Consider the following 26,335-nt stretch of genomic DNA (forward strand, 5'->3'; position numbering starts at 1 on the left):
GGATCACCTTCTTATTCTTGGGGAATTTAACAGGGCTTCGATAAGGACAGGTACGCGGATTGGTTTGGTGATATAGTCGTCCATACCTGCATCCAGGCACATCTCACGGTCCCCCTGCATTGCGTTCGCGGTCATCGCGATAATGCGAGGACGACTTCGATTCGAATGCGCTTCGTTGATACGGCGAGACGCTTCAAGGCCATCCATCTCGGGCATTTGCACATCCATGAAAACGACATCGTATGTTTGCCGGTTTACGCTTTCGACTGCCTCAGCGCCATTGCTGGCCAAATCCGCGCGGTAACCCATCTGCTCGAGCAGTCGGAGTGCAAGTTTCTGGTTCACCAAATTGTCCTCTGCCAGCAAAATTCGCAGTGGATGTCGCGTCGCCATATCCGAATCTGTTTGAGGTTTGTCCTGTGGTTTGGACGGCTTTATTCGCACCTTTTCAGTCGCGAACAGTGTGACCAGGGAGTCGAACAGGTGGGATTGGCGCAAAGGTTTGGCAAGGTTGGCAGCAAAGGGCCCATCCTCCATGTCTATGTCTCGCGGGCCAAGTGAACTGAAAAGGATGAGTGGTAGACCCGGCTTCTTCACGCGAACCTTTTTGGCAAGCTCTTCTCCATCCATTTCGGGCATATGCATGTCGAGAATGGCTAAATCGAACTCGACGCCTTCTTCTAGTATGCTCAGCGCTTCGAACGGAGACTCACAGGTCGTAGTCTGCGTGCCCCATTTCTCGGTTTGAAGAGACAGGATTTTACGATTGGTGGCATTGTCGTCTACCATCAAAATTCGCTTTCCTTCGAGTTCAGGCTGAACGCCGACAAGACTGCGAGAAGACGACTTAACTGGTTTCGCAGGTTTTGCCTGGATCTTGAAAATAAAAGTGGAACCGCTCCCCTCGCCATCGCTTTCAGCCCACATGGTCCCACCCATAAGTTCCGCAAGGCGTTTCGAGATCGCAAGACCCAGACCAGTGCCGCCATATTTCCTGGTCGTTGAACTATCTGCCTGACTGAAAGACTGAAATAGTCGACTCATGCCTTTTTTGGATAGGCCGATTCCGGTGTCTCGGACTTTAAACGTCAGCTCCAGCATTCCCTGCACCTTAGCGGATTGCTCAACAGACAGAACTACTTCGCCGCTTTCGGTGAACTTCACGGCGTTGGAAAGAAGATTTAGCAGAATCTGCCGTAGTCTCGTTAAATCGGCGCTAATCGCCAGCGGAAGTGAATCATCGAACTCATAGGCCAAATCGAGTTGTTTCTCGGCAGCCTTGCCGCTGATTAAATCGAGCGCGCTTTCTACACATTCGCGCAGGTCGAACGGATGATTTTCGATATCCATCTGTCCGGCCTCAATTTTCGAGAAATCGAGGATCTCGTTGATGATACCCAAAAGCGCATCGCCGCTGTCGCGGATCGTATTGGCGTAGTCGCTTTGTTCTGCGTCCAACTCTGTGTCCATCAACAGCCCGCTCATCCCGATAACGGCATTCATTGGCGTTCGAATTTCGTGAGACATCGTCGCCAGGAAAGCGCTTTTTGCTTCGTTTGCTTCCTCAGCAACTTTTCGCGCCTCTTCGGCCTCGCGGAATAGACGCACGTTCTCGATGGCAATTACCGCCTGGTCTGCAAACGAGTAGGCGAGGTCAATCTCATCTTTGGTAAATGCGCCGGCTGTTTTCCGAGCAAACACTAACACACCCAGACAAGCCTTGCCTTTCATCAGGGGGAGCAACAGAGCCGCGCGAACGCCATGACGATCATACGTAATCTGCTCGAACGGTGAGAGTTCGAGCGTATCCCAATCCGGAAGGTGGAGCATCTTCTTCTCATGAAGAACCTGAGCGGGAAAACTGGACATCGGATCCGGGTCGATAGGGAAACTCTGGTTTCCTTCAAGGGCGGCAACACCGTCTGCACTCACCCGCGCAAGCACCTCGAACGTGTTACCTTGAGCGGTCATAGCTGCAACCATATCAGAGGAAACCAACCGCACACCTGCTTCAGCGATTGCCTCGAAGACTGGCTTGATGTCGTCAGGAGACTGACTGATCACCCGTAGAACGTCCGCACTCGCAGTCTGACGTGCCAGGGAAGCTTGCGTTTCATTAAACAAGCGAACGTTTTCCAGAGCGATGATTGCCTGATCGGCGAAGGACTCGGCAATGGCGACCTCATCTTCGCTGAAAACTTTTGCCGTTTTTCGGATGAATACCAAGGCACCGAAACATTCCTCCCCGCGCATCAGCGGCACTGTCAGCGAAGACTTGAACCCTTTCCTGCGGATGATCTCTTGATCACGTGGGGGTAGCTCATCGTACCGCCATTCGGGCAAATGCAAGGTCTTGCCGTTCTTGATTGCTTTGGACGGTAAATTGTCTTCGGGATCAATTGGCAGGCGCTCGGTCCATGTGATTTCTTCGACGCCATCGGGTGTCGCAGCGGCGATCTGCCAAAGTTCAGTCTTGTTCGCCTGAATAGCAATCGACAGGTCGCAATCTATGAGGGTCGTCGCCAGTCCAACAATCTTTTCAAAAACCGGCTTGGTATCTGTTGGGGACTCAGAGATTACCCTTAAGACGTCCGCGCTTGCGGTTTGGCGCGCGAGGGCGGTCTGCGTTTCGTTGAAAAGTTGCGAGTTTTGAATTGCGATTATCGCTTGGGACGCGAAGGTCTCCATTTGCTTGATTTGTATTTCGTCAAAGGCGGCCGCCGTTCGGCTCCCCATGCTGATAACACCAATTGTGTCTCCATCACGGATCAGCGGGACGGAAAGAACGGATCGATAGCCTTCGAGATTGGACTTGAGCAGCGGATCGTAGTTAGTGTCAGCTTGAGTGTCCTCAACATAGTCAGCCCTTCCATGCAGAAGCGCACGGGCTGTAGCCGACGTTTCCCCGGGTTCAAAAGGATGGGCTTTTAGAAAGTCCGCGAAATTGTTCGACACATTGTGTCCGGCAAAATAATGGTACTTTCCATCTTCGGGTGTCTTAAGCGCCACGAAGGCATCCTGTAGGCGGCAAATGCGAGATGAAACGGCCAGCAATGCTTCCAGTACAGGCTCCAATGCGTCGGGAGATCGAGAAATAACTTCGAGCACCTCGTTTGTGGCTTTTTGGTACTCTAACGATTCCTCAACTTCTGCCGTTCGGGCTGTCACCTCGTCGAATAGGTGCGCATTTCCAAGTGCAATTACCGCTTGTGAGGCGAATGTTTCGACCAAGGCTATCTGCTTGTCTGAGAACGCCCTAATTTTCGAATGAGCAAGTGAAATCACGCCGAGCGTGACCCCATCCTTTACGAGCGGAACCCCCAAAGATGAACGAAATCCGGCACCCAGTGCTTCTTCTTTCCAAGCATAATCCGGGTCGTGCTCAAAATCTTCAATGTACACCGTTTTGCCTGTTAGTGCGACGCGTCCTGTTGTCGTGCCGTTGTCTGGAACAAAAACCTGACGGTTTATGATGTCGTTGTGAGCTGCGGCGGAATTGTGGGTCGTAGCAATGTCATAAATCCCGGTTTCTTCGTTTAGAAGTGCGACGTAAGACGCTTCGGGTTTGCAGATGCGAACCGCCACCTGCAAAATAGCTTTGAGAACTGGTTCGAGTTCATTTGGCGAGCGCGAGATCACTCCCAATACTTCAGACGTGGCTGTTTGATAGTCCAGCGCTTCTTCAACTTCTGCGGTGCGTGCTTGCACTTCTCTGAACAACCGGGCGTTGTTGATGGCGATTACAGCCTGGGATGCGAATGTCTCTAACAGGTTGACCTGTTTTTCGCTAAACGCCCCCGGCTTCCGGTGCGCCATGACGATAACACCAACGGTCACGCCGTCGCTGACTAAGGGAACGCCGAGAGTGGTGAGGTAGTCACCGATCTCCGCCGCCACTTTCCATGTGTAAGTTGGATCCTTGCTCGTATCTTTTATGTATACAGTCTTGCCATGAAGAGCCGTGCGGCCTATGCACGAGCCTTCCTCCGGGGCAATAGGGTTGTCTGACAAATAGTTAAGAAACGCATCGCTCACTTTGTGGGACACGGCCACACGGTACAAACCATCGTCAGCATCCCGCATTGCGAAGAATGCATATTCTGGGTCGCAGATACGTGAGGAAACTTCCAGGATTGCATCTAGCACTCGAGGAAGATCGTTGGGCGAACGAGAGATGACATCCAATACTTCTGACGTGGCAGTCTGGTATTCTAGTGACTGCACGACTTCGGCAGTGCGTTCCTCCACTTCTCGGAACAGGTTGGCATTCGTAATGGCGATATTGGCTTGGTCGGCAAAGGTTTCTAATAACTGAATCTGTTTGGTGGAAAATCCCGAAACCTCGGTTGACCCGACCGAAATTACACCCACGACCTCGCCATTCTTAACCAATGGGACCCCGAGCACGGACCGATATTCCCCGACGCCGCTGTCTTCTATCCAGGTATAAGAGGTCTCGGTTTCGATATCTTCGATATAGACAGTGCGTTTCGACAGAATGGCGCGCCCGCTTACACCGCTTTCATCAGGCGAAATAGGATGCGCTTTGACATATTCCGCAAAGGTCGTGTCCTGCGTGAGTATCGCATGAACATGAAAAAACTGATCGTCGGGGTTCAGCATCGCAACATAGGCATCCTGCAATTCGCAGATGCGAGACGCTTCTTTGAGGATAGCGTCGAGAACAGGGGCCAACTCATTTGGTGATGCCGAAATCACCCGCAGCACTTCGGATGTAGAGGTCTGGTATTCCAAAGCCTGCGTCACTTCCGCCGTGCGATCCTGGACTTCGCGGAACTGGCGGACGTTCTCCATTGCGATAACGGCTTGAGCTGCAAAGGTTTGAACCAAAGCGACATCGTCGTCTGAGAAAGGTGCGACTTCCCGGCGGTAGAGGACAATTACACCGAGACCCAGGCCATCCTTCATCAACGGAACTGCCAGCACCGAGCGGGCACCTTCAATCTCAACCATCTGAACCCGTTTCGGGTCACGATCCCTGAAGTACAGGGGATCGTCCGCGATATCGTCCTGGCGAATGACCTCGCCATCGATCATTGGTTTGATCGCAATTAATTCCGTGCGTGTTAGCGGCTCTACAAAGTTTTTGAGCGCTTCGTCAAAATCGGTTCTTGCGCCGATATTGGCCGGGATCGTTGCGAGCCCACGGTCGTTATCAGCGACACATAAAAACGCCAGCGGGGCTTTGCACAAACGGCTGGAGTTTTCGAGAATGCTTTGGAATACAGGTCTTTCGTCGTCGCGGCTACGACTGATGACTTCGAGGATTTCTCGCGATGCTTTTTCGCGCTCCAGTCGCTCCTGAACCTCTCGAAATTGGCGCGTGTTTTCTATCGCTATGACTGCGTGTTTGGCGAACTCTTCGATGAATTGCACGTCGGGATCAGAAAACGGGCGGACTTCACGGCGGCTAACCGCAATAGCACCTATCGCCTGTTCCCCCTGCATCAGGGGCACCACGACCCGTGACCTGATGCCTTCGACCTCGACCATTGTAACAGCAGTAGGATCACCCGAGCGGTAGAACTCTGTGTCGGCGATGTCCTCGACGCGTACAACCTTGCAATTTCGTATCGCCGCCGCCGCCGTGACCGACCCATCAAGAGGCCACTCTTCTCCCAATTCGACATCGGTTCTATCGTGTCCCCATGCACCAGCCAATTGAATGTGGGTTCCCGCAGCGTTGACCAAAACCAGCGCCGCCTGATCTGCGTCACAGATTTCAGTGGCCTGCTGAAGCACGGCTTCAAAGACTCGTCCGTCATTGTCCCGGCTTTTGCTGATAACACTTAGAACCTCCTGCGTCGCCGCTTGGCGTTCTAGCTGAGTGTGCAGCTCTTTCATTTGACGTGTGTTATCGAGGGCAATGACGGCTTGCGCGGCAAAGCTCTCGACAAAAGAAATCTCGTCATCGGAAAAGGGTCGCACTTCGCGCCGGTAAATCCCGATGACACCTACGGGGTCACCATTTGCCGACATCAAAGGAACCGTCAGAAACGAACGAACACCTTCCTCATCAACCAGTTGCCGGCGCCAAGGATCCCCATTGATGTAGTGGTCTGTCTCGCGCAAATCGACGTTGTGAATGACGCGCGCTTCCCGCACGGACTCAGCAATTTGTAAATTTGAGTCCAGAGACCAGCGATCCACGCCGACCTTGTATGTAGCCAATTGATCACCAAAATGGGCCGCGTATTCCAAATGAGTTCCCGCGTCATTTAGCAGGCTCAACGTTGCTACATCTGTTTCGCAAAGCCGCGCCGTGTTTTCCAAGATCGTCTGAAATACCGGCGCTTCATCATCCCGAGACCGACTGATCGTCTCCAGAACATCACGCGTGGCACCTTCACGCGCCAGACGCACCTGCAACTCGCTAAACTGTCGAACATTTTCGATTGCAATGACCGCTTGTGCGGCGAAAGTTTCAACCAGCTGGGCCTGATCGTCGGAATAAGGTCGCACCTCATCCCGTGCCAACATCAGGCATCCGATTGCGCTGCCACCCACTTTCAATGGAACAAAGAGATTGCTCCTGCACCCATGCGTGTCGACAATGAGCTTAAAGCGCTCATCTCCCGATTTATGGAAATCGGTGTCGCCCATGTCGACAACACGCTTGGTCTCACCGCTGAGAATAGTGTCAGCCACGATGGAGTTGCCTGGCTCCATCGTGTATTTGCCGTCGAGCCAGAGCTGTTGAATATCCGGGTGTAAATTGACGCTGGCAACCAGTTGCTGACGAGCATCCCCTTCTTGCCCGAGTACCAGACCGGCAAAAAAGGCATCACACAGATCTTTTGCCAGCGTTACAATCAGGTCGCATACTGGTTGGATGTCGTCCTTGGTCTCGGAGATCGCTTGCATAACCCGCGCGGTGGCTTCGAACCGAGCCTGCTGATCATCTGCGCTAAGCCCAGAGCTTTGCGCAGATGGTGACGCTGAATCAGCAGTCTCTGTTAATGCCTTCTTTCCACCCACCTGGGTTCGTGCCCCCACGCAAACTAATGAAACACACAAGACCGGAGTTTAGAGGGCATACGATAGAAGTCACAGAGTTTCTTTGAGGGATATGCTCCATGCGCTTCAATCAATGACTTTATGGAGTGATCATGGGCGGAAAAGGCGCGGTCAAACTGATGGTGAGGGCAGCTTTGAAACTCCTTTCGCAGGTGATCACAGCTGGTTCCAGCGCAATAGAGATGATTGGCCGGCAACCGCTAAGCTCAACCTGAATGGTGCTTAATCTGACATTGTTCGAAGCGAGTGCGGCCGCGAGCCTCGCATCAATGCAGTATTGTGCGGCACCCAAACGGCTTTTGAAGATTTATGTTCAGGTACTACCCGCTGAGGGTGCAAAACTCAGTTCTCAATGTCCGCTTCGGGCTGCGACCAGCTATTCATGCAGGCCGCGGAGAATGGCCACGTCGGAGCCTAAAGCAGACACACCCGTAGCAAAATGATATGGTCATAGAACCAGAGGCGCTCATACATTCAGGAACCGTACTTCACGGAGGTCGGATGAATGATCATGCGCATTTTTCAGGTCGTGACTCGGCCAGGCAAAGAGGAAGAGTTCAGCAAGTTCTTCCATGAAACAGCCATACCCTTGATGAGGGGTACTAAAGGCATCGTTCAAGTGTTTCCTGGTGCCGCACGTGCTGACACACCACGAGAATTCAGCTTTGTCATGGTGTGGGAAAACCTAGAGGCTCTAAAGGCTTTTGTCGGCGAAAACTACCAGAGCCCGCATATCGATCCGGCGGAGGCGGAATTGGTCGAGTCGCGTTCTATCAAGCATTATGAGCTGGTCCAATAAGGGCCATGGCTGAACGCTGGGAAACAACTCGGGGGAAATAATGATCAAAGGGAAATGCGGCTGCGGAGCCGTAACGTATCAGATGACATCACAACCCATGTTCGTGCATTGTTGCCACTGTAGCGAATGTCAGCGACAAACCGGGGCAGCCTACGTCTTGAACGCAATCATTGAGGCTGATCGCGTGACGTGCAAAGGGCCAATCACCGAAAATGAGCTCTCCACTCCAAGCGGGAAAGGTCAGATTATTACGCGCTGTAGGGATTGCGGCGTCGCCGTTTTTAGCAGCTACATGATCCGCCTTGGAAAGCTAAGGTACGTGCGCGTCGGAACACTGGACAACCCAGATCAATGTCCTCCGGATGCACAGATTTTCACGAGCAGCAAACAGGCCTGGGTGCCACTCAGCGAGGAAATTCCTAACTTCGAGGAATTTTACAAATTCGATGAGGTGTGGCCGCAGAATTCGTTGGAACGTTTGGAGACTGCTCTATCCTGACGGATCAGTCGCTGAGACTGAATGGCAGCTTTGTCCGCGTAGCGGTCACTCAGACAGAACCCATCAAACGGCTGCTCTGAGCCCATTGCAGCCGTTGTCATGGGAACTGGATTCTGTGATTGCATTTAGCAGCTGAACAATCAAAAGGCTCGCACAATGGCCACCGGCAACACAATATTTTTTGCGATTGGCAATTTGAGCCATTTTGAGAGTTGTCCCCTACGATCCGACTTCAACGCGCGTCTCGAAAAGGAAGTCTTGAAGCTTCTCTTCAACGCTGGGCCTAGACGACGCGTCTGTCCCAGAAAGGCTCACTGTGACGCAAAGTCCGCGTGGCTCACCGGCCTCCACTTGCACGTGAGCGTCGGGCAACTTCAGTTGTTCACGAAGCAGATTTGATACTACCAGCCTTGCAGCATCGCACCGCAGACTGGGCTTGAAGATTTTGCCGACTGACGTCAGCGGTATCTCATCAACAATCTTAATGATCTTCGGCCAAGCTGGTCTTTCATCGATAGTGTTCTGAGCATGTGCCATTCGGTCTTCAACGGTAACCTCATCGGATGTGTGGACCTGAATGAAACATATCGGCAGTTCTCCGGCATAAGGATCGGGCATGCCGACCGCTGCTGCTAACGCGACAGCAGGGTGGGTACTCATCGCATTTTCAATCATGACCGGATCGATATTGTGGCCGCTTCGGATAATCAGATCTTTCGAGCGTCCGGCAACATAAAGGCACCCATTCGCATCTTTGTACCCCAAGTCGCCCGAATTCAGGACACCGTCTACGAACACCTCACTGTTGAATTCTGTAACGCTGTAACCGGGCGACACGTGAGGACCTTTGATGGCTACAACACCGATTTCGCCAATCTCACACACCGCTCCAAGACCACCATCGCTTTCCAGCTTTAGAACGTCGACATTTGTGTAAGGTAACGCCCAGCCAACTGAACCTGCAGTACCCGTACCGCAGAGTGGATCGATACTGATCAATCCGGAAGCTTCCGTCATGCCCAGAATTTCAAAAAGAGTGCAGCCGGTCACTTCCTTGAACTTCTGCCCGACCGCAGGCGGTAGCAATGAAGCACCAGTCGCGCCCGCCCGCACGTGCGAGATGTCATGATCGCCGATTGGCGTTTGCAAAATCGCCCCAATAGCAGTTGGTACGCCGCCAACAATTGTAACCTTATATTCTGCAACAAGACGCCAAAAGCTTGCGACAACTGCTGGGTTTCGCAGACCGGCAGGAGTCATTACGAGCAGTTCAACGCCTGCCATAAAGCAACTGAGGCCGCCGACAATCGTTCCGGCGACGTGAAAAAGAGGAAAAGTAGCGGTAAATACGTCATCGGAGCGAAAGCCGCACATTACAGCTCCCCCGAATGCTGCGACCAGCTGGCTGCGGTGGGTGTGCGCAACAAGCTTTGGCACACCGGTTGTGCCCCCGGTGTGAAAATAGGCCGCCAGATCTGAACCCCTACGCGCCTCCCCAAAAGTCAGATGATCATCAGGTTGGGCCATCAAAGCACTGGCAAGATCAATAACTCCTTCTTCGGGCGGTGTACCCGGCGGAGAAACGCGCACAAGTACGAGGCCCGGAACCTGCTCCCGCATTGCTAGAGCTTTCTCCCAAATGTCCAGCCGTGGATGAGGGCCAAGAGCAACAAGGATCTTTGCCTCGGAGGCTTTGAGAAGTTCTGCTATGCTCTCAGGCTGCAAAAGAAAATTGATCGGAACAGCGTACCCAGCTGTTTCTGCTCCCCACAAAGTGACGTGGGTTTCAATCAAAGCGGGCAGCATAAACGCAACGCCCGGCGCTTCACCTCCAATCGCCGCAAAGAGATTTGCAGCGCGCATTATCTGTCCCAGCAACTGTTTATATGTCACACGACGCGGCTCTTCGTCTTCAGTTCCGGTCATCAGCATTGTCAGCGCAGTCGCATCAGGATCGCGGTCAGCGCTGTTGATAAAGACATCCAAGATGCTTTGTTCAGGTAAACGCTCTTCAAGCGTCATTTCTTCTTCGAACTCAGAAATATCACTTTGAGTCCTGATTGGCTGCGTGCCCAGATTGACCATGGGATCTCCTTCAACTTCAGGAAAGTGTCACCTGAGCTTTGGTCGAGCAGCCGAACTTTGCAACACCAACATACAAGATAAAGCACAAAAACAAGCCAATCTACGAAAGGCCGCTTTGTCCCGCACAGCAGACATTCATGCTTTGGACAGCGAATGTCTTCTTCGAGCCCGAAGCGGACACCGAAAAAATGTCAGACGACGCCAAAAAGTAGCGTCGCCCGATAGTCGCGGTTGTCGCTTTATTCTACCAGTTCCAGATCACCGGGACGCCAGGTCTTGTCGAACCAAGGCTCGAGCGGGCCGTAGAGGCGCATCATCACGTTGAAGCTTTGCCCGGGCATGGTTTGCGCCCAGTTGTTCTCCCAACCTTCTGGGGCTTCTGGACCAAAATAGATGCTGGTACTCCCATCCTCATTCGGTTTTATCCCCGGTCTATTAGAGTCGATACCACCGGATTGCTGGTCAGTTTCAAGGATTGACCGAGTCTGTCCGCTATACAACATAAACGACGCAAAGTTTTTGGCGGGAACCGGCGCCGGTAGCGTTACCTTATAGGTTTTTGAGCCGTCAAGGTACTGTCCGTTGCTGTCTCGCGCTGTCATCGCATAGACAGACCCCGTCCCGACCGGTGGCGAGGTCATCGCAGGCGTTATGCCCGTTGCCATATAGAAAAAGTACGACCGATCATCGAGGATGCGCGCGCCGTCCTCAAGAAAAAGATAGCTCTGGCGTTGGAACGGTGAGTTCCATTGCCGGTCTTCATAAAAGAAAACTCCCGGATCGCGCGAGGCATACGTGATCGCTCGCGCCGTGGCGTTTGCGATTGCTGCTGCCTCCTTGAAAATGGCCTGCATACGGGCATCGGGTTCGAAGGGCTCGCCCTTCCTGATCCCTATGGAAGCAAACGTTCCTACAATTTCCGGACTGAACGCACCAATTGGATTGTTTTCGAGTGCGACGTGGATCTCTTCAAAGAAGTCTTCGTTGTTCGCGTGAACAGTGTTGTGTTGAACACCGGAGATATTCAGGAAAATTTCCGCGGGAGGATTGTCCGCTTCACTAAGCGGATAGATATTCAGACCCGCCTTGATCTCGGCAACAGGGCCAGCCGTATCTCCGTCTGCGTCTGGCGAGCGTCTTAGCAACAACCAGTGCTCATATGTCTTTGTGCGTAGTTCGAAGTAGCCCTCGGGCACCGGCGTTTCATCGTCGTTGTGCAAAAGTAGATACTTGCCACCTTCTCCCTTATCCGCGCCAAGCGCCCCGATATCCGTCACATAGTCAAACGCGGCGTCATCAAGCAACCCAAGCAGGCCTGCCGGAACCTCAATCACCATCGGGCCATCCGAGATATCGACATTCGAACCAATGTAGATTGTGGTTGTATTGGGCGTCAGCCAGATGGACCGCGCGTCCAGCAGGTCTTCTGCAATCACGACGTCATTGGGATTGACGCCCAAGTCTTCGTATCCCTGAAACATAGCTCGAAGCGAAGCGATCTTCATGCCATCCAGGAAAGCAGTCGTTGCTCTGATCAGATCAAGGTTGTCGAAGACTTTCTCCACCGTCTCAGGTGATGGCATACCATCGAAGAATTCCAGATCACCAAGCGTCTGGGTCTCGACCTTGTCTGGTGTAAGAACATTCTCAGGAACGTCGGCTTTGAATTCTTGGGCTGAAGAATGCGATGCGAGTATCAGGGCAGTCAGCACAGCTAACGACTTTGTTTTCATTGTTCGCTCCATTGGGAATTACTGTTTGTTTTGATCAGTTTACTTTTTCTAGATCGCCCAGCATCCAGCCACTCTCCAGCCATCCTTCTTGCGGCCCATATAGACGAAACAAAAGGAAGTACGGCTCTGTGGTTGGTATCCAGTTGCTTTCCATGCCTTCCGGTGCTTCTGGTCCAAAAAAGATGTCGTAAGAACCGTCTTCATTAGCCTGCATCGCATCAGTGTCGCGCTCGGACAAACCGACAGGATCAACGTTCCGAATGAAGCTCTTGGTCTCCATCGAATAAACAATCACGGACCAGAAATCGTCGGCAGGTGTATCCGCTGGGACGTTCAGTTTATAGGTCTGATTGTGATCGTACATTTCCCCGTCGCTGTCGCGCAGGCCTGTCAGATAAAATGTACCTCCGCCCAGTTGTTTCGGCAGGTATGTAATCCAGAAATAACTGCCGCCCGCACGCGCATCCACAAGGACTTCGGTCTCAGTCTCATAGGGGAAACCAGCCTCGGGTTGACCATCCGCGAAATCCCAAATCAACCACTGGCTCCTCATCTCGCCGCTATCGTCGACCCAAAGTGGGATCATGGCTTTCCCGGGCGTCACAAAGTAGTTCTGCATCGAGGCGTACGCGAGCAACAATCCCTCGTTCATTGCCTGCATTTGAAGTTCACTTGGTTCGAAAGGCTTTCCCTTCTCGATCCCGAGATCTTTCAGAAAATTCACCATAACCTTGTCTTGTGGACGGATCGGGTTGTTTTGAACGTAATCGTTCAGGTCCTGAAAGAATGTCTCGTTGTAGTATGGAAGCGAGTCGTACGGCACTTCTGACGCTTCGAGATAGTTGTTGGGTGGCGGATTGTCGGCCTCGGACAGGTAGTACACTTTGATCGTCTGAGCGTACTCGGCCGCATCGGCGTCCGTTCCGCCATTCGTCAGTTTTGGCCGGAACGAAAAACCATATTCGTAGGTATCTGTTTCAAAGGGAAGGTATCCCGCTTCAGTTAATTCCTCCAGCGACATTTCCCCTTCGTAGCCTGGGGGTAGCATGAGGTACTTGCCGCCGACACCTTCATCGAAACCATCGGGACCTACGTCCACAATAGGAACATCCCAAGCATTCACGATTGTACCGAAGTAGTTCACCTTGTCGGTGGCAGCGGGCACTTCAATGACAAGGGGACCGGGTTCGGAGGTCATTGAAGCCCAAGCATAGGCCGTAACATCGTTGGCCGTAAGAAACCCATGTTTGGAGTCGAACGGCTTGTTGAGATAAATGATGTCATTGTAGTCGCCACCGAGGTCGCGGCGAATGCCCTTGAGGAAATCGATCATACCGGCGGCAGGCATTCCCCAAATGGCCGTCTGGGTGGCACGCTGCACCATAATCTTGTACTCGATGTCCTCGACCTCGGCTGATCGTGCAAGGATGTCGCCCGTGTCGTTGAAGGACTGGGAGAAAACTGGTGAAGCAGAAATACCTGCGCCGAGCACCATTCCCAAAAAATGCATCGAAAAACCGCCGTGTAATGGCCGAAGTATTTTCATATTGCAATGCTCCCTGCTGTTTAGGGAAAGCTTGCACATCCGTTCAGCCGATGCGTATCATTTCACGACACGCGGGCGAACAAGCGGGTTGACGGATTGAACCTACCACCGATGATTTCGGCCAAGGCCTTGGGCGCGATGCCCCAGTTTGTGCTTGAGGCCGCTGGGGAAAGACGCTTGTTGCGTGCTTTTGACTCTGCCGATCTTCCTGTTCACTTCATTGAGGAAAGAGGCGGTTACATCTCGGAGCATGCCTTGGCGACCTTTGTGCACGAAGCCGCACGATCCACGGGACAACAAAACATCGGATTGTTGTGGTCACCGTATCTCACTGTCGCTGACTACGGCGCCTGGGGGAGTTACGTTCTTTCTGCTCCAACGCTGGGGGCAGCGCTAATACGAGCTTCTGCCGTCATGCCATTTCATTCGTCCACGGATCGCGCGTGGCTTGAAACTTCGGGCACTAGCGCGCGCTACTGTTATCGTTTTGGACTTCGCTCGCATTTCGCGTATCCGGACATCGGTTTCTCGGCCGTTGGGGTTTTTCTGAGCATATTCCGCGCGTATTTAGGAAACGATTGGAAGCCATCGGCCGTGCTCTTGGACTTCCCGAAAGTTCCTGGGTTTGTCGAGGCAGAAGACACTTACGCTTGTCCTGTAATCTGGAACGCCACCCGCCTTGGGGTTGAGTTTGAAGCTTCGGCTTTGAGCTCCGAAGCCGCGCCCAAAAAACTTAGCGGAGGCTCGACAACTGTCGGAGATATTTCACGCGAACGATTGGGCGGCCCACCTCAAACACTTAGAGGACAAGTCGAGGAGGTGGTTTGGCAACAACTTCATCGGGAGGAAATGTCGATTGATGCCACCGCGCGTTCGCTCGATCTTGGCGTTCGCACACTACAACGGAAGTTAGCAAGCGAAGGGGTTCGTTTTCGCGAAATCGTCAACGATATCAGGGTAGCAAGGGCCGAGGAACTCCTTACAGATACGCGCGAGACAGTCTCCAGTATCTCCTCCATGCTAGGATACGAAACCGCAAATAATTTCAGCCGCGCATTTAAGAAGGTAACGGGATTGGCACCCTCTGACTATCGCCAAAGGAATTCCGGTCATACTTGAATGGTCGTCTGCAAAAGCAAGCCGTTGGCGTCTGCATTGCTCACAAATTTAAGTTCAGGTTGGATGCGACGAGTAACCGCGTCCAACCCGAGTAGGGCGGGAAGCTAACCTAGTTCGATCACTTTATACGTTTTCTTTTAGGATCAAGAAACAAAGTGAACTGGAACAATGACAAAGTTGCAGACTATTTGCTTGTAGAGGTGATTCTATCTGTTGCCCCGCGTCGATTACCCTGGGATAGGATCAACGCGGGGCTGTAGGAAAGTGCTAGGTAATCAAATGACGCCCGCACTCACTACGGGAAACATTCTGATATTTCGATGCTTGCTCTATTTATGTATCCAATTTGGATATTTGATAGATCCAACTGCTTAAAAGTCGGAGCATGCAATGCGCACACCCCTCGAGATGGAGAGCTTTGGTCGCGAGTTAACCGAGCACCTTCTTAGAATTGTTTGGTTGCTTATGTTGGTTGATACTTTTTTGGAGCTATTCCAAACAATTACTCAAAAAGCATCCACGAGATGGAAAATACTTCTGTAAATGCAGCGACGAGCTTTTGTAGTTCTGTTTTGGGTGCAGCCCCTAGTCATTTCCAGACACGAACCAATGGAACTGGCGAAAAAACCCACGGTCGTTCATGGGATGGGAGACGACCGTGGGTATCAGTTAGGGGTATGATAGGTACGAAGCCATCATGAGTTTGGATCAAAACTCCCACAAAAGATTTGTATTTTGAAAGAAGAGCTTGCGAGTTGTTCAGGCTATAGGTGTTCACCGACGTTCCGCAGTGCTTTTCGAGCAGTTGTTTGCAAACGACGCTTTCACTCGTTGAAATGAATTCACATCGAAATATTTGCTTTTGTTGCGTCGTAGGTAGCTTCGCGACGCATCATCTAATTGGGAGGAATACATGAAATATGCTGCCATTTTTGCCGCCGCGGCAATCTCCGCATATGCAACTGTTGCCGCTGCCAAAGACCCGGTTCCGGCAAGTAGCGACAACTTCGAGATTTACAGTGAGGTTGAAGGCTGGACGGTTTATGCTGACAACGACTCTGGTACATGCCTGATAGAAAAAGTCTTCGAGAGCGGGAACGTCATGCAAATGGGTCTAACCAAAAACCAAAAACACGGTTACTTGGGAGTATTCACGCAAGCTGACATAGACATCAAAAACCGTCAAAAAATAGAAATAGCAATTGACGACTTCGTGTATGAAGGTCGCGCAAAAGGCATAAAAAGCAAGAAGCTAGCGGATGACTACTCTGGTGGCTATATCGTTGTAAAGGACGCGAATATGGCGACTGCCGTGGCCGAAGGACAGACTTTGATCGCATTTCCAAAGAAGTCCGCAAATTTCATTGTGGACCTAACCGGTACAAAGAAGGCTATGGAAGAAGGGCGTAAATGCAACCTTGCACTTGCCAGCTAACTTAGGCCGTCGCTCAACCTCAAAAAAGTTGAGTCGCCTTTTCGTCAAACCCTTTGTGGCCCCGCAGTTTGCGGGGTCATTTATTCGTCATTTTTTGTCTCTTCGCCTCAAGCATCAAGGTTTTGGTTAGCCCGCCGAAACTGGTGCGGGCGTTGTCTAGAAAGCAACGAATTTTGGTTTATCCGAGTGAGTGGCCAGATCGAGTGCGATATTCAAACAAGGCAACGCGGTCTGTTATTTCCCGTGTCTGCTTTGACCGAAACTCTGCCGTTCAGCAGATTTCAAAGAACGTCCAGCGCCGTTCAATGCAGACGTTCAGGCGAAATTTCTCGGAATGACCACCAACAATGACCGCTATCCGTTCCTAAGCCGTCATCTGACTTAACGACTCAGATGACTGACTTGAGCCCATACCTACCAAATGCTGCACACTGCACGAATGGCCACTTTCGAGCCGACCTACGCCCGAATCTCTTCACGCATAAACTCCACAAAGGCCCTTACACGCGGCTTTCGAAAGGCCGAAGGTAACTGCACGCTTTGGATCGGCAAAGTGCGGGAATGGAACTCCGGAAAGAGTTGCACAAGACGTCCGGTTTCAAGGTCGTCCCCCAAAAACACATCTGGGCATATGAAGATGCCGCTCCCGGCACGCGTCGGTACGAGGCAGGCGGGAGGACTGTTTGCCAGAAATGGGCCAGAGACAGGCACCTGCACGGTTTGCCCTTCGATCTGGAATGGCCAGCGGTTTGGATCGGGGTTGTTCGCATCTCGAATGCAAATGTGGTCCGAGAGTTCCGCAGGATGTGAAGGTGTGCCATGTTCTTCAAGGTAGCAAGGAGTCGCGACGACTTTCATATGCGTTTCACCGAGCTTGCGAACGACCAAACTGGAGTCGCTGAGCGCGCCGATCCGTATTGCGATATCGAAACCGCCCTTGGCCAGATCAGCATAATGATCCGACAAGTCCAATTCGACTGTGACGTCCGGGTGTTGCTCTACGAAACGGCTTGCTGCTTTAGCCACCGCCGTGTCGCCATAGGTAAGGGGCGCCGCCACACGAACGATGCCCTTCAAGCCCTCTGAAGCGTCAAACTCAGTCTCCAACTGCTCCAATTCAGCCAGCACCCGTCGCGCTCCTTCCAGATATCGCTCCCCCTCGTGGGTCAACGACATAGACCTGGTGGTGCGATGGAGAAGATTCAGCCCAACCATGTTTTCGAGCTGGGCCACACGTTTGCTGACCAGCTTGTTTGAAATGCCAAGCCGTTGTCCGGCGGCGGCAAAAGAACCGGATTCCACAACAGCCACGAAGCTCTGCATCCCGTCGATCCGGTCCATAGCATTGTCTCCATTTGTGCGATACACACTCGCTCTTATCGCCATTTCATGGAGAAAAGACCATCGCTAAGTTCCTCTCAAGCTGAATCGCAGGAGAAAAGAACATGGCAACGTCAGACGCCCCCATCTCAATAGGTCAGGTCGCCCTGACGGTGCGCGATCTGGATAAGACCGCAACCTTTTATGAAGACGTGATCGGCCTTGGCCTAGTCGAACGCAACGGTGAAAGCGCCCGCCTCGGCACCGAGGCCGGCACGCTGATCGAGCTGCGCCAGGACCGCAATGCCAAACCCTTTCCCAAAGAGGCGGGGCTGTTTCACACCGCATTTCTGTTGCCGTCCAAACAAGACCTCGGCGCATGGCTGATCTACGCGGATGAGCGCGGTGTTCGCCTGGATGGCGCATCCCACCACGGTGTCAGCGAGGCGCTGTATCTGAACGATCCCGAAGGAAACGGCATCGAAATCTATCGTGATCTGCCTCGCGAAGCGTGGAAACGCCAAGGCGATACCATCCACATGACAACGCACCCGCTCGACCTGAAATCACTAACGGAGGATGCCACACAGTGGCAAGGCGCACCGCAAGGCACAGTCATCGGACACGTTCATTTACGTGTCGGTGATGTCAGCAAGGCAGCCAAGTTCGTTACTGACGAGCTGAGTATGGTTCAGACATTTGAGCTGCCCTCAGCCCGCTGGTTCGGGTCCGGTGGCTACCATCACCATCTTGCCGCGAATGCTTGGCAATCAAAGGGGGCAGGCCCGCGCTCTGTCGAAACCACAGGTCTCGCGAGTGTTGAGCTGTTGGCTGACCCCGCAAGTCTCACGCCCGGCCAGAAGGTCGATCCCTGGGGCACAGAATTCACGATCACCTCAGTGCAGGCTTGCGCCGCGTGAATGTCGTCAAATCAAACCAAGAGAGGACTACAACAATGACACCTAAAGAACTCGTAATGGAGGCCGTAGCCGCCATTTTTGTCAACTTCGACGCAACTGCCGCCGAACAGCTTCTGGCAAAGGACTATATCCAGCACAACCCAGCCGTCCCCACGGGGGCTGCGCCGATCCTTGGCTTCATTCCTGGTCTGAAAGAAAGCGGGATCGAGGTGGATATCCACCGGGTGATCGCGGAAGGCAACATGGTTGTCCTGCATACGACCTACAACAACGCTCAGGCGTTCGGTGCTGACACTCTGGTGGGGTTCGATGTTTTCCGCGTCGAGGACGGAAAGGTTGCAGAGCACTGGGACAACCTGACCCAAATTACACCGCCAAATCCTTCGGGGCATACTCAGACCGATGGTTCAACTGAGATCACAGATCTGGACAAGACCGCTGAGAACAAAGCGCTGGTCACAGACTTTGTGAACACCATCCTGAAAGATGGCGACGTTGACCGGATCACCGAATTCCTGTCCACGGAGACCTACATCCAGCACAACAGCAACATTGCTGACGGTCTGGACGGTTTAGGTGCTGCTCTTGCTGGCATGGCCGAGCAAGGCATCCAGATGATCTACACGGATGTCCACATTGTTGTGGCCGAGGGTAACTTTGTCTTCACCGCCTCTGAGGGAACGTTCGCTGACAAACCAACAGCGTTCTATGATCTGTTCCGCGTCGAAGACGGCAAGATCGTTGAGCATTGGGACGTGATCGCCGATATCCCTGCGGAAATGGCTCATGACAACGGCAAGTTTTGATCGGGTGCCAATATGAAAGCGTTCCTGATCACCTTAATGATGACGCTGGGAGGCGCGGCTATGGCTCAAGATGCTGGTGTAATCGAGATTGTGACAATGGACCTTGCCGAGGGTGTTTCAGCTCAAGCGTTCGAACCGGTCGACAAGGCCATTGAGGACGAGTACGTCAGTAAACAGCCTGGCTTCATCTCCCGGCAAGCCGCCTTCGCAGACGACAAATGGGCGGTTGTCGTCAATTGGGAAAGCGCGGAGGCAGCGCAAGCATCCATGGACAGCTTTGCCTCTGCTCCGGCTGCTGAGAAGTTTATGAGCATGATCGATGCATCTTCTATGTCGATGAAGCGCTACCAACTGGCACGGTAAGAGCCTTCATACTAACCAAAGCGCCCATGGAAACATGGGTGCTTTGTTGCATTTTGATCATCAGCATTCATCACCGGACAATCGGGCTATCCAGGCGGACGGCAACTCTGTCCGCAAAGCGGATGCTCATGCCGAGTACAGCGAATGACCGCTACGAGCCCAACCTGTACCCTGGATTTTATTGCTGCATGCGCTTGCAGCAGTAACGACACTGCAACTGCCGAATACCTTGTGCGGCCAAGCAGCAAAAAAACTGTCATTCATGCAAATAGCAGCGATGCTCGCGGCGGCGGCTCACAGTTCGCTCAACAAAACCGTCCTTCACTTCATCCGCAACAGCTATCGCCTAGCTGAATTGGTGGACACGGGACCGTGGCATATGAACAGTAAACACAACAGTCGCCTTCCAACGGCTTCAAAACTGTTTTGCACGACTTGCATTCATAGAACCACTGGCAAGCATCCGTTGGCATTTGCTCGGTTTCACTGTGGCCGCACTTCGGGCAAATCAGGGTGCTTTCTAGGACTACAGTTTGTTTTGTCATAGTCTCACATCTGCATGATCAGGTAATCGTTAATCCATGCCTCGTTAAACACAACGACCCAACCCACGCCGGTGATTAGAGTCGTTCCTGCAAGCCACCATTTCAACGTCGGCAAGGAACCGCGCCGATAAGATACCATCCATGATATCACGACGAGCGCCGTTGACATCGTCAGCACATAGTAACTCGCTGCGGCAACCTTCCCAAAGATTGCCAACCAACTGCCACCCAGCCCCAGTAACATCATCGTCATGGGCAAAACGCAGCAAGTCGCGACGCCAAGCGCTGATAGCGATCCCAAATAGCTGAGGCTAAGGTACTTCTGCATTCTGTTTCCCTGATGGACTACGTCGCGCGGAGTTGTAGAGACAACAACCTCTCGTTTAACTTCTGTAGCCACTACAGGATCAAGACAGGAAATCTCACATGTTTGCGATTGGGGAGGCATCCCGGCAAAGCGGTGTCGGAATTGATACTATCCGCTACTACGAACGCGAAGGGATCGTGCCGAAACCAGAAAGGGCATCGAATAATCGACGCATGTACTCCGCGCACGATGTTGGACGGCTTCGTTTTCTAAGGAAGTGCCGAGACATGGGTTTTTCGCTTGCCGATGCAAAGGTGCTTCTCAACCTATCCGAAGGTGATAGCGAGGATTGCCAATCCGTTAAGGAACTGGCCGAGCTTCATATCTCCAATGTGCGTATGAAGATAATCGAACTTAAGCGATTGGAGGCCGCCCTGAATGAACTTACGGCCAACTGTAACATCGGGAACGTTTCTTGCCCGATGCTTGCGCAGATACGGACCTACTAATGGCACTTTGAGGCTCGCAGTCGCCCTATGCCAACGCAGCATGACCCAAGATTCGGGCCGCGCAGAATCTACCGTTCGTTAGAGAGGTCAACTCGTTGATTTAGCAATGTTTCAATCACTCAATGAACATTTGTGCCTTGCCGCGGTGTTCTTGAAGCACGCGGCGATTTCGGACAGTGAGCCCTACCTGTCGTGCCTGAGCAATCAATTTGCTGCATACGCATTCGGCAGGTTTTATCGGAAGCCGACCTCTGATTTCCGAACCACAGAGCAATGGTTCTGCTTATCTTTGTCCCAAATTGGGCTGGGCAGACTTAGATCTTCTGTTGCTTTCCGTTGTATCAAGGCTTGTATCGTGTGTACTCGAAGTCCATATACACAGGGCTTACGTTTTTCTTTTTCGACCTGCTGTCTCCCAAACTCGGCGTTCAGTCTTTCGATTCAGACCGACCACGCCGAGTCGCCGCAATAATGCGGGCGGCAAGTATTAGGAGACTTCCACCATGGCAAATGGCACAGTAAAATGGTTCAACTCGACCAAAGGTTTTGGCTTTATCGAACCTGAAGATGGCAAGCGCGATGTGTTCGTGCACATCTCAGCACTTGAGCGTTCCGGCATCAGCGAATTGAAGGACGGCCAGAAGGTCACTTTTGACGTCGAAGCTGGCCGTGACGGGCGCGACAGCGCCGCCAATCTGGCACTGGCCTGACCTTTTACGGGCACCCTTATGGGGTGCCCGTTTGCACAATGGGCTGCTAAAAGCCCTTGGAGAACAAGTCAGTTGCAACAGCAGGAATTGACCCGGGCGCTCGCGCAATACCGTGTGCCCGATACGAAGCGTAGCGTTATTGAACTGACAATCACTGTCATCCCCTTTTTCGCGCTATGGGGCGCAGCGTGGTTTGCGCTATCCCTTAGTATCTGGGTCACTGTTCTATTGGCCATCCTGAACGCCGCATTTCTGGTGCGTATCTTCATCATCATGCATGATTGTGGTCACGGATCTTTCTTTAGAAGCCGCACCGTTTGCAATTGGACCGGCCGGGTTCTGGGTGTTCTCGCCCTGACACCCTATGACGTCTGGCGGCAAAGCCATGCGATTCACCATGCCTCAACCGGTAACCTTGATCGGCGTGGTATGGGTGACATTCCTACATTGACCATTGAGGAATACCTGAAACGGAATTGGTTCGGGCGTGCCGCTTACAGGTTAATCCGGAACCCCTTCTTCCTGTTCTGTATAGTACCGGTCTACACGTTCTTTTTTCAAAATCGCTTGCCCTTTGGTTTCATGCGGTCAGGCTGGCTGAATTGGGCAAGTGCTATGGGAACAAACGCCGCGATTGCAGTGGTCCTGGCTCTGATTTTTTGGACCGGAGGCCTGGATGTACTGGTTTTTGTATTCCTTCCAACCATGATCGTCGCCGCATCGATTGGTATTTGGCTATTCTATATTCAACACCAGTTTGAACACACGACTTGGGAGCGGGAAGAAGTGTGGAATCTTCAGAACGCCGCATTCTATGGAAGTTCTCACTATGCCCTGCCAGGCATCCTGCGGTGGTTCTCTGCCAATATCGGTGTGCACCATGTTCACCACCTTGCCAGCCGCATACCGTTTTATCGGCTAAACGAGGTATTGCGTGACCATTCCGAGTTGGAAAATTGCCAGCGTATTACTCTATATGAGAGCCTTCATTGCGCACGATTGCATCTTTGGGATGAAGAATGTCAGCGCCTGCTGACGTTTTCTCAGGCTTTGTCGAACGCCAATCCCAACAAGAGTTTAGTGTAATCTGGCGCGCACCAAAAAGGCTTCGACAGTATCACCGCCGAGGGCGCGAATGGCCTCTAGTCGGTGAAGGCCTTCAATCAGCACGAACCTCTTGTTGTCCGCGCGTATCTGGATCGGGGTCTTCTGGCCGTTCTTCAGGATATCTTTGGCCAGCGTCAGAACTTTTTGTTGATCAAGCGTTTTCGCCCGTTTCACAGGTACATAGATCAGGTCGAGCGGATATGGTCTTTTCTCCAACATAAGCTACGTGAGCAACCTTTCGTGCATTTGTTCCGGTTCGAAGTTCGCTACAAGAGCTGGGGCTGGAACGTACGTCATAGAACCGAACGAACAGCGTCGCGCAGTTCCTGATGCATAATCCAGGTTGCTGGCTCATCTTCACTTTCGATGTGAGAAAATGCCAAAACCTGAGCGGCGCCATCATTCTGTACCGATCCGCCTTCGGGAAGTTCGAGCTCTAGATACTCCGCAATCAATAGACCGATTTTCTTAAAGACCTTGATTGAGGCCTCGCGCGATTTGTAACCGGCCGCCTGAGACAAGTGACCAATGGTCAGACCGTCCTTGCCTGCGATTGTAAGTGCTTTGAGCAATGTGACCTGCGCGGGGGTGAGCCTGATCTGGCGCAATGCCTCGGCATATTCTCTTTCACTGGGAACTAGGGTGCCGGAGTTTCCTTCCAAACGGCGTTGACCGCTGCGTTTTCTGTCTCGTTCTTCGAGAATTTCTTTTAAGGCCTCAATGGCCAATGCCGGTGTTTCGCCAACTGCATCGGCAATCATTGCCTGCGTTTTAGCCGGTGGCTTGGGAAATGCCCGTGCAACACTATTGCCGCTCAGAATGCCGGCCTTAATCAAGTACTTTCCAAATTCTTCTTCAATCACTCCTGCCACGTCTGCGTTCCGCGCTTTACGAACACTGCGGTCCTGAAATGCTCTTTGTTCCAGACCACGAGCTGACATCTTTGAACCGGGAAGGGTTACTTGAGGGGCATTTTTACGCATCAGAGAAACACCGCCACAATTATGGCCGCAACAAGCACCGCCGACGCCACAGATATTTTAATCCCGTAGGACCGGCGACGCGCCTTTTCAGCCTTGAGGCTTTTACCCAAGTTTTCGTCAATCGAGTTATGGTTCACGGCTTGGTCCTTCCGGATATGTCGGGCGATATTGATTTCCACCAACTTATTGTCGCGGCACATTTTCGGTGCACTTGTCGTTCTGTCTCATGAACGGCCGATTACATTCCCAACCATCACCTCTTCGATTCAAATGCGCGTTTGAAGGGACAAGGATCGCAACGCACCTGTCCCGGTTTGCGCGAAAACCACGTTCACATTTCCATCCGGAATAGGTTTCAGGTGCAAGGTACGCATGCTGCGGAACTGCCACAGGCTCACAGCCGCTATCCGCTGCCCTATTACCTCTGAGACATACCCATCCGTCTGAGCTTCTTTTGTCGCTCAGACGACCGTTGCTTGGGACACTAATCGCAACACAATCCTGACCTTCCTTGCGAAACCCCCAGTCACAGTGTATTTCCTGCGCACCAAACCGGGTTTCGACGTACCCGTTTTGAGGCGCAATCAATTCTTCGCATTTTTCTCCGACACGCTGGAACAGCCGATTGCACTCCCATCGATCTCCGGTCGATGCAAGATATGCGTTATTGGGAACTGCTATTTCCTCACAAAGATCTCCAACACGCTGGAATCCATGGTTGCATTCCCAAACTGGACCAAAGGCACTGCCGGTCAAATATGCGTTTTCTGGTACGTCCGTTCTTTGACAGGATCCGTTCTTGTTATCGAAACCTTCGTCACAAACAGATCCGTCGGCATTGCTGGCGACTTGTGCAGGAAGCTTCGTTCCTGTGAGCAACACCAAAAGTGTCGGGATCAAACAAAGAATGCAGCGCGTAAACACGATAAACGACTGATTGAAACGGAGCCTGAGACCTGATCTATCGGGCATCAAGCACGCAATTCAAGAGCCATGTGTTGTTCATACGGCGCCTTCTTTCATGGGTCACGCGATGACTGGAGCACGTCAGGTGACAGTTGCAAATGCTTGCGAGGAACGAGCTCATAGCGAAGACCCCAGCGGAACCCGTTCCTATGCTGGGGCACATGCTACAATTAGTCTGAAGGCCATTGGATTATCGTAACCGGCAGCATCGCGGCGGCGAGTAATTTTTTACCAATACACTCTTGTGGTCCTTAGCCAGAATAGAGTCAAGGAAGTTTCCCTTGTCGCAATGCAAGTACCGCCAGGGCAGGTAGTTTTTGAAACTGCCGGTGACCAAGATCCTTGGTGAACTACCGAAAGAAATTGTCTGGCCTGAGTGCGGCGAAAGAGGAGTATGTGATCAAGGCTTCCCCGTAACTAGGAATGACTGGCCTGATGACATTGGCTGCAACGCAGCGATTTTCGCGCCGCTTCTGCACAAGTGCTCGCGGCGTGATCAAATGGCCGCTCGGTCCCGCACCCTGTAAATTGCGCCTGAGCCGAGAAAACTGTGCTGCGAGCGTACGCAACAAGATTTTGACACTTCCGCTCAGGGCACGCTACGTCCCACTCCTGCGTAAAAGAACCAGAACCACTATGGATTGGCGACCGACAGCGCCGCTCGCCAAACTGTTTCAGATGTCTATGCGCTCTGCAATGCTTAGCGCGTCTTCCAATTCAACGCCCAGGTATCGCACGGTGCTATCGACCTTTGTGTGCCCAAGCAGAAGTTGGACCGCGCGGAGATTTCCTGTCTTGCGGTAGATCTCAGCTACTTTGGTTCGGCGAAGCGAATGCGTGCCATATCCGCTCGGTTCCAATCCGATTGCGGTCACCCAGTCTCGAACCAGCCTGCCATACTGGCGCGTCGAGATGTGTGGTCGATCATGGAATCGGCTTGGAAACATGAACCGGCTAGCAAACATTTCCGGTGATTTTACCCATACCAATACAGTTTCTCGCGTGTTTTCCGTCAGTTCGAATTGAACAGATCGCTTGGTTTTGCTCTAGATCACCGAAACACGCTCACGGACGCGATCGTCTTTGACAAGATCGGTCACAGCGAGTTTGACCAGATCGCAACCGCGCAGCTTGCTATCGATCGCGACGTTGAACATTGTGAGATCACGCAGATTTCCATCAAGTTCGAGCCGTGCACGGATCGCCCAGACCTGTTTTGGGAGTAGCGGTCGTTTCTGACCGATGATCCGCCCCGTGTTCCAAGCTCTGGGTTTTGGGGTGACTGCAGGTAGTTGGACTCTTTGCATATTTTGCACTCCGATCCACCCTCCGCACCCAAGCAACAGCACCGCGCTGACCACCGTATAGTACAAGCGGCGTGAATGCCTGCTGGCCGATTTTGAATACTGGCATGGTCTCAGCGTGTGCATTCGGCGGCTTGAGCCCGTATCGCTACACAGAAAAACGGTTCGAATCCAAACCGCGCATGCGCTTCGTCTTCAGCATCGATTTCCGATCGGGTTCCATGTTAAAAGGCCCGGGTCA

General features: G+C 52.4%; 19 protein-coding genes and 1 pseudogene. 10 read left to right on the forward strand and 10 right to left on the reverse strand.

The window, feature by feature from the left end; all coding sequences use genetic code 11:
* Window positions 1-3 precede the first annotated feature (3 nt).
* A complete protein-coding gene (locus AC1DFB_RS01570; protein WP_480921987.1) occupies window positions 4-6,999 on the reverse strand; it encodes a GAF domain-containing protein in 6,996 nt (2,331 codons plus the stop codon).
* 544 nt (window positions 7,000-7,543) lie between these two features.
* Here AC1DFB_RS01570 and AC1DFB_RS01575 point away from each other — a divergent pair.
* Together AC1DFB_RS01575 and AC1DFB_RS01580 are read left to right on the forward strand one after the other, a co-directional pair.
* Window positions 7,544-7,837, forward strand: coding sequence for a putative quinol monooxygenase (locus AC1DFB_RS01575; RefSeq protein WP_039522545.1), 294 nt, complete (start codon window positions 7,544-7,546; stop codon window positions 7,835-7,837).
* Window positions 7,838-7,934: 97 nt separating this feature from the next.
* Entirely contained in the window at window positions 7,935-8,336 is a 402-nt protein-coding gene (locus tag AC1DFB_RS01580) for a GFA family protein (protein WP_480922637.1), read from the forward strand.
* 219 nt (window positions 8,337-8,555) lie between these two features.
* Here the strand turns inward: AC1DFB_RS01580 and AC1DFB_RS01585 are convergent, their stop codons facing one another.
* The 3 genes from AC1DFB_RS01585 to AC1DFB_RS01595 all read right to left on the reverse strand — a co-directional run bounded on the left by AC1DFB_RS01585 (window position 8,556) and on the right by AC1DFB_RS01595 (window position 13,700).
* Window positions 8,556-10,421: an AMP-binding protein gene (locus tag AC1DFB_RS01585; RefSeq protein WP_480921988.1), complete on the reverse strand. Its 1,866-nt coding sequence runs from the start codon at window positions 10,419-10,421 to the stop codon at window positions 8,556-8,558.
* 239 nt (window positions 10,422-10,660) lie between these two features.
* Window positions 10,661-12,154: a DUF1254 domain-containing protein gene (locus tag AC1DFB_RS01590; RefSeq protein WP_170570601.1), complete on the reverse strand. Its 1,494-nt coding sequence runs from the start codon at window positions 12,152-12,154 to the stop codon at window positions 10,661-10,663.
* Window positions 12,155-12,188: 34 nt separating this feature from the next.
* Window positions 12,189-13,700 carry a DUF1214 domain-containing protein gene (locus tag AC1DFB_RS01595; RefSeq protein ID WP_216601803.1) on the reverse strand — a complete coding sequence of 504 codons (1,512 nt, stop codon included), beginning with the start codon at window positions 13,698-13,700 and terminating at the stop codon, window positions 12,189-12,191.
* 96 nt (window positions 13,701-13,796) lie between these two features.
* On the opposite strand from AC1DFB_RS01595, the gene AC1DFB_RS01600 reads away from it, so the two are divergent.
* Together AC1DFB_RS01600 and AC1DFB_RS01605 are read left to right on the forward strand one after the other, a co-directional pair.
* Complete coding sequence (locus AC1DFB_RS01600) at window positions 13,797-14,819, forward strand: helix-turn-helix domain-containing protein (RefSeq protein ID WP_170570598.1); 1,023 nt, start codon at window positions 13,797-13,799, stop codon at window positions 14,817-14,819.
* 913 nt (window positions 14,820-15,732) lie between these two features.
* Window positions 15,733-16,254 (forward strand): hypothetical protein, encoded by a 522-nt coding sequence (locus AC1DFB_RS01605; protein WP_170804574.1) that lies wholly within the window; start codon window positions 15,733-15,735, stop codon window positions 16,252-16,254.
* Window positions 16,255-16,713: 459 nt separating this feature from the next.
* Here AC1DFB_RS01605 and AC1DFB_RS01610 read toward each other — a convergent pair whose 3' ends face one another.
* Window positions 16,714-17,595 carry a LysR family transcriptional regulator gene (locus AC1DFB_RS01610; protein ID WP_170417145.1) on the reverse strand — a complete coding sequence of 294 codons (882 nt, stop codon included), beginning with the start codon at window positions 17,593-17,595 and terminating at the stop codon, window positions 16,714-16,716.
* Between the two features lie 104 nt (window positions 17,596-17,699).
* On the opposite strand from AC1DFB_RS01610, the gene AC1DFB_RS01615 reads away from it, so the two are divergent.
* Genes AC1DFB_RS01615 through AC1DFB_RS01625 form a run of 3 tightly spaced genes read left to right on the forward strand, consistent with a single transcriptional unit; the run spans window position 17,700 to window position 19,663 of the window.
* A complete protein-coding gene (locus AC1DFB_RS01615; protein WP_170417147.1) occupies window positions 17,700-18,494 on the forward strand; it encodes a VOC family protein in 795 nt (264 codons plus the stop codon).
* A 35-nt stretch (window positions 18,495-18,529) separates the two neighbouring features.
* Complete coding sequence (locus AC1DFB_RS01620) at window positions 18,530-19,300, forward strand: nuclear transport factor 2 family protein (protein WP_170417149.1); 771 nt, start codon at window positions 18,530-18,532, stop codon at window positions 19,298-19,300.
* A 12-nt stretch (window positions 19,301-19,312) separates the two neighbouring features.
* Window positions 19,313-19,663: an antibiotic biosynthesis monooxygenase family protein gene (locus tag AC1DFB_RS01625; protein WP_170417151.1), complete on the forward strand. Its 351-nt coding sequence runs from the start codon at window positions 19,313-19,315 to the stop codon at window positions 19,661-19,663.
* Between the two features lie 326 nt (window positions 19,664-19,989).
* Here AC1DFB_RS01625 and AC1DFB_RS01630 read toward each other — a convergent pair whose 3' ends face one another.
* Together AC1DFB_RS01630 and AC1DFB_RS01635 are read right to left on the reverse strand one after the other, a co-directional pair.
* Complete coding sequence (locus AC1DFB_RS01630) at window positions 19,990-20,208, reverse strand: GDCCVxC domain-containing (seleno)protein (protein WP_237217120.1); 219 nt, start codon at window positions 20,206-20,208, stop codon at window positions 19,990-19,992.
* A 4-nt stretch (window positions 20,209-20,212) separates the two neighbouring features.
* Window positions 20,213-20,536, reverse strand: a complete 324-nt coding sequence (locus AC1DFB_RS01635) for a hypothetical protein (protein WP_170447553.1) — start codon at window positions 20,534-20,536, stop codon at window positions 20,213-20,215.
* Window positions 20,537-20,634: 98 nt separating this feature from the next.
* Between AC1DFB_RS01635 and AC1DFB_RS01640 the strand changes: the two genes are divergently transcribed.
* The 3 genes from AC1DFB_RS01640 (at window position 20,635) to AC1DFB_RS01650 (ending at window position 22,820) form a co-directional block, all read left to right on the forward strand.
* The gene (locus AC1DFB_RS01640) at window positions 20,635-21,024 is read left to right on the forward strand and encodes a MerR family transcriptional regulator (protein ID WP_170637988.1); all 390 of its coding nucleotides are present in this window, start codon (window positions 20,635-20,637) and stop codon (window positions 21,022-21,024) included.
* A gap of 503 nt (window positions 21,025-21,527) precedes the next feature.
* Window positions 21,528-21,734 (forward strand): cold-shock protein, encoded by a 207-nt coding sequence (locus tag AC1DFB_RS01645; protein WP_170430361.1) that lies wholly within the window; start codon window positions 21,528-21,530, stop codon window positions 21,732-21,734.
* A gap of 72 nt (window positions 21,735-21,806) precedes the next feature.
* Window positions 21,807-22,820 carry a fatty acid desaturase gene (locus AC1DFB_RS01650; protein WP_480921989.1) on the forward strand — a complete coding sequence of 338 codons (1,014 nt, stop codon included), beginning with the start codon at window positions 21,807-21,809 and terminating at the stop codon, window positions 22,818-22,820.
* On the opposite strand, the gene AC1DFB_RS01655 is transcribed toward AC1DFB_RS01650, so the two are convergent.
* From AC1DFB_RS01655 to AC1DFB_RS01665, 3 genes and pseudogenes are all read right to left on the reverse strand, one after another.
* The gene (locus AC1DFB_RS01655; protein WP_480921990.1) at window positions 22,812-23,060 is read right to left on the reverse strand and encodes a ParB N-terminal domain-containing protein; all 249 of its coding nucleotides are present in this window, start codon (window positions 23,058-23,060) and stop codon (window positions 22,812-22,814) included. The genes AC1DFB_RS01650 and AC1DFB_RS01655 overlap by 9 nt on opposite strands.
* A gap of 74 nt (window positions 23,061-23,134) precedes the next feature.
* Window positions 23,135-23,824, reverse strand: coding sequence for a hypothetical protein (locus tag AC1DFB_RS01660; RefSeq protein ID WP_480921991.1), 690 nt, complete (start codon window positions 23,822-23,824; stop codon window positions 23,135-23,137).
* A 1,640-nt stretch (window positions 23,825-25,464) separates the two neighbouring features.
* A pseudogene (locus tag AC1DFB_RS01665) lies at window positions 25,465-26,097 on the reverse strand (tyrosine-type recombinase/integrase).
* Between the last annotated feature and the right edge of the window lie 238 nt (window positions 26,098-26,335).

Source organism: Ruegeria sp. S84 (assembly GCF_056583445.1).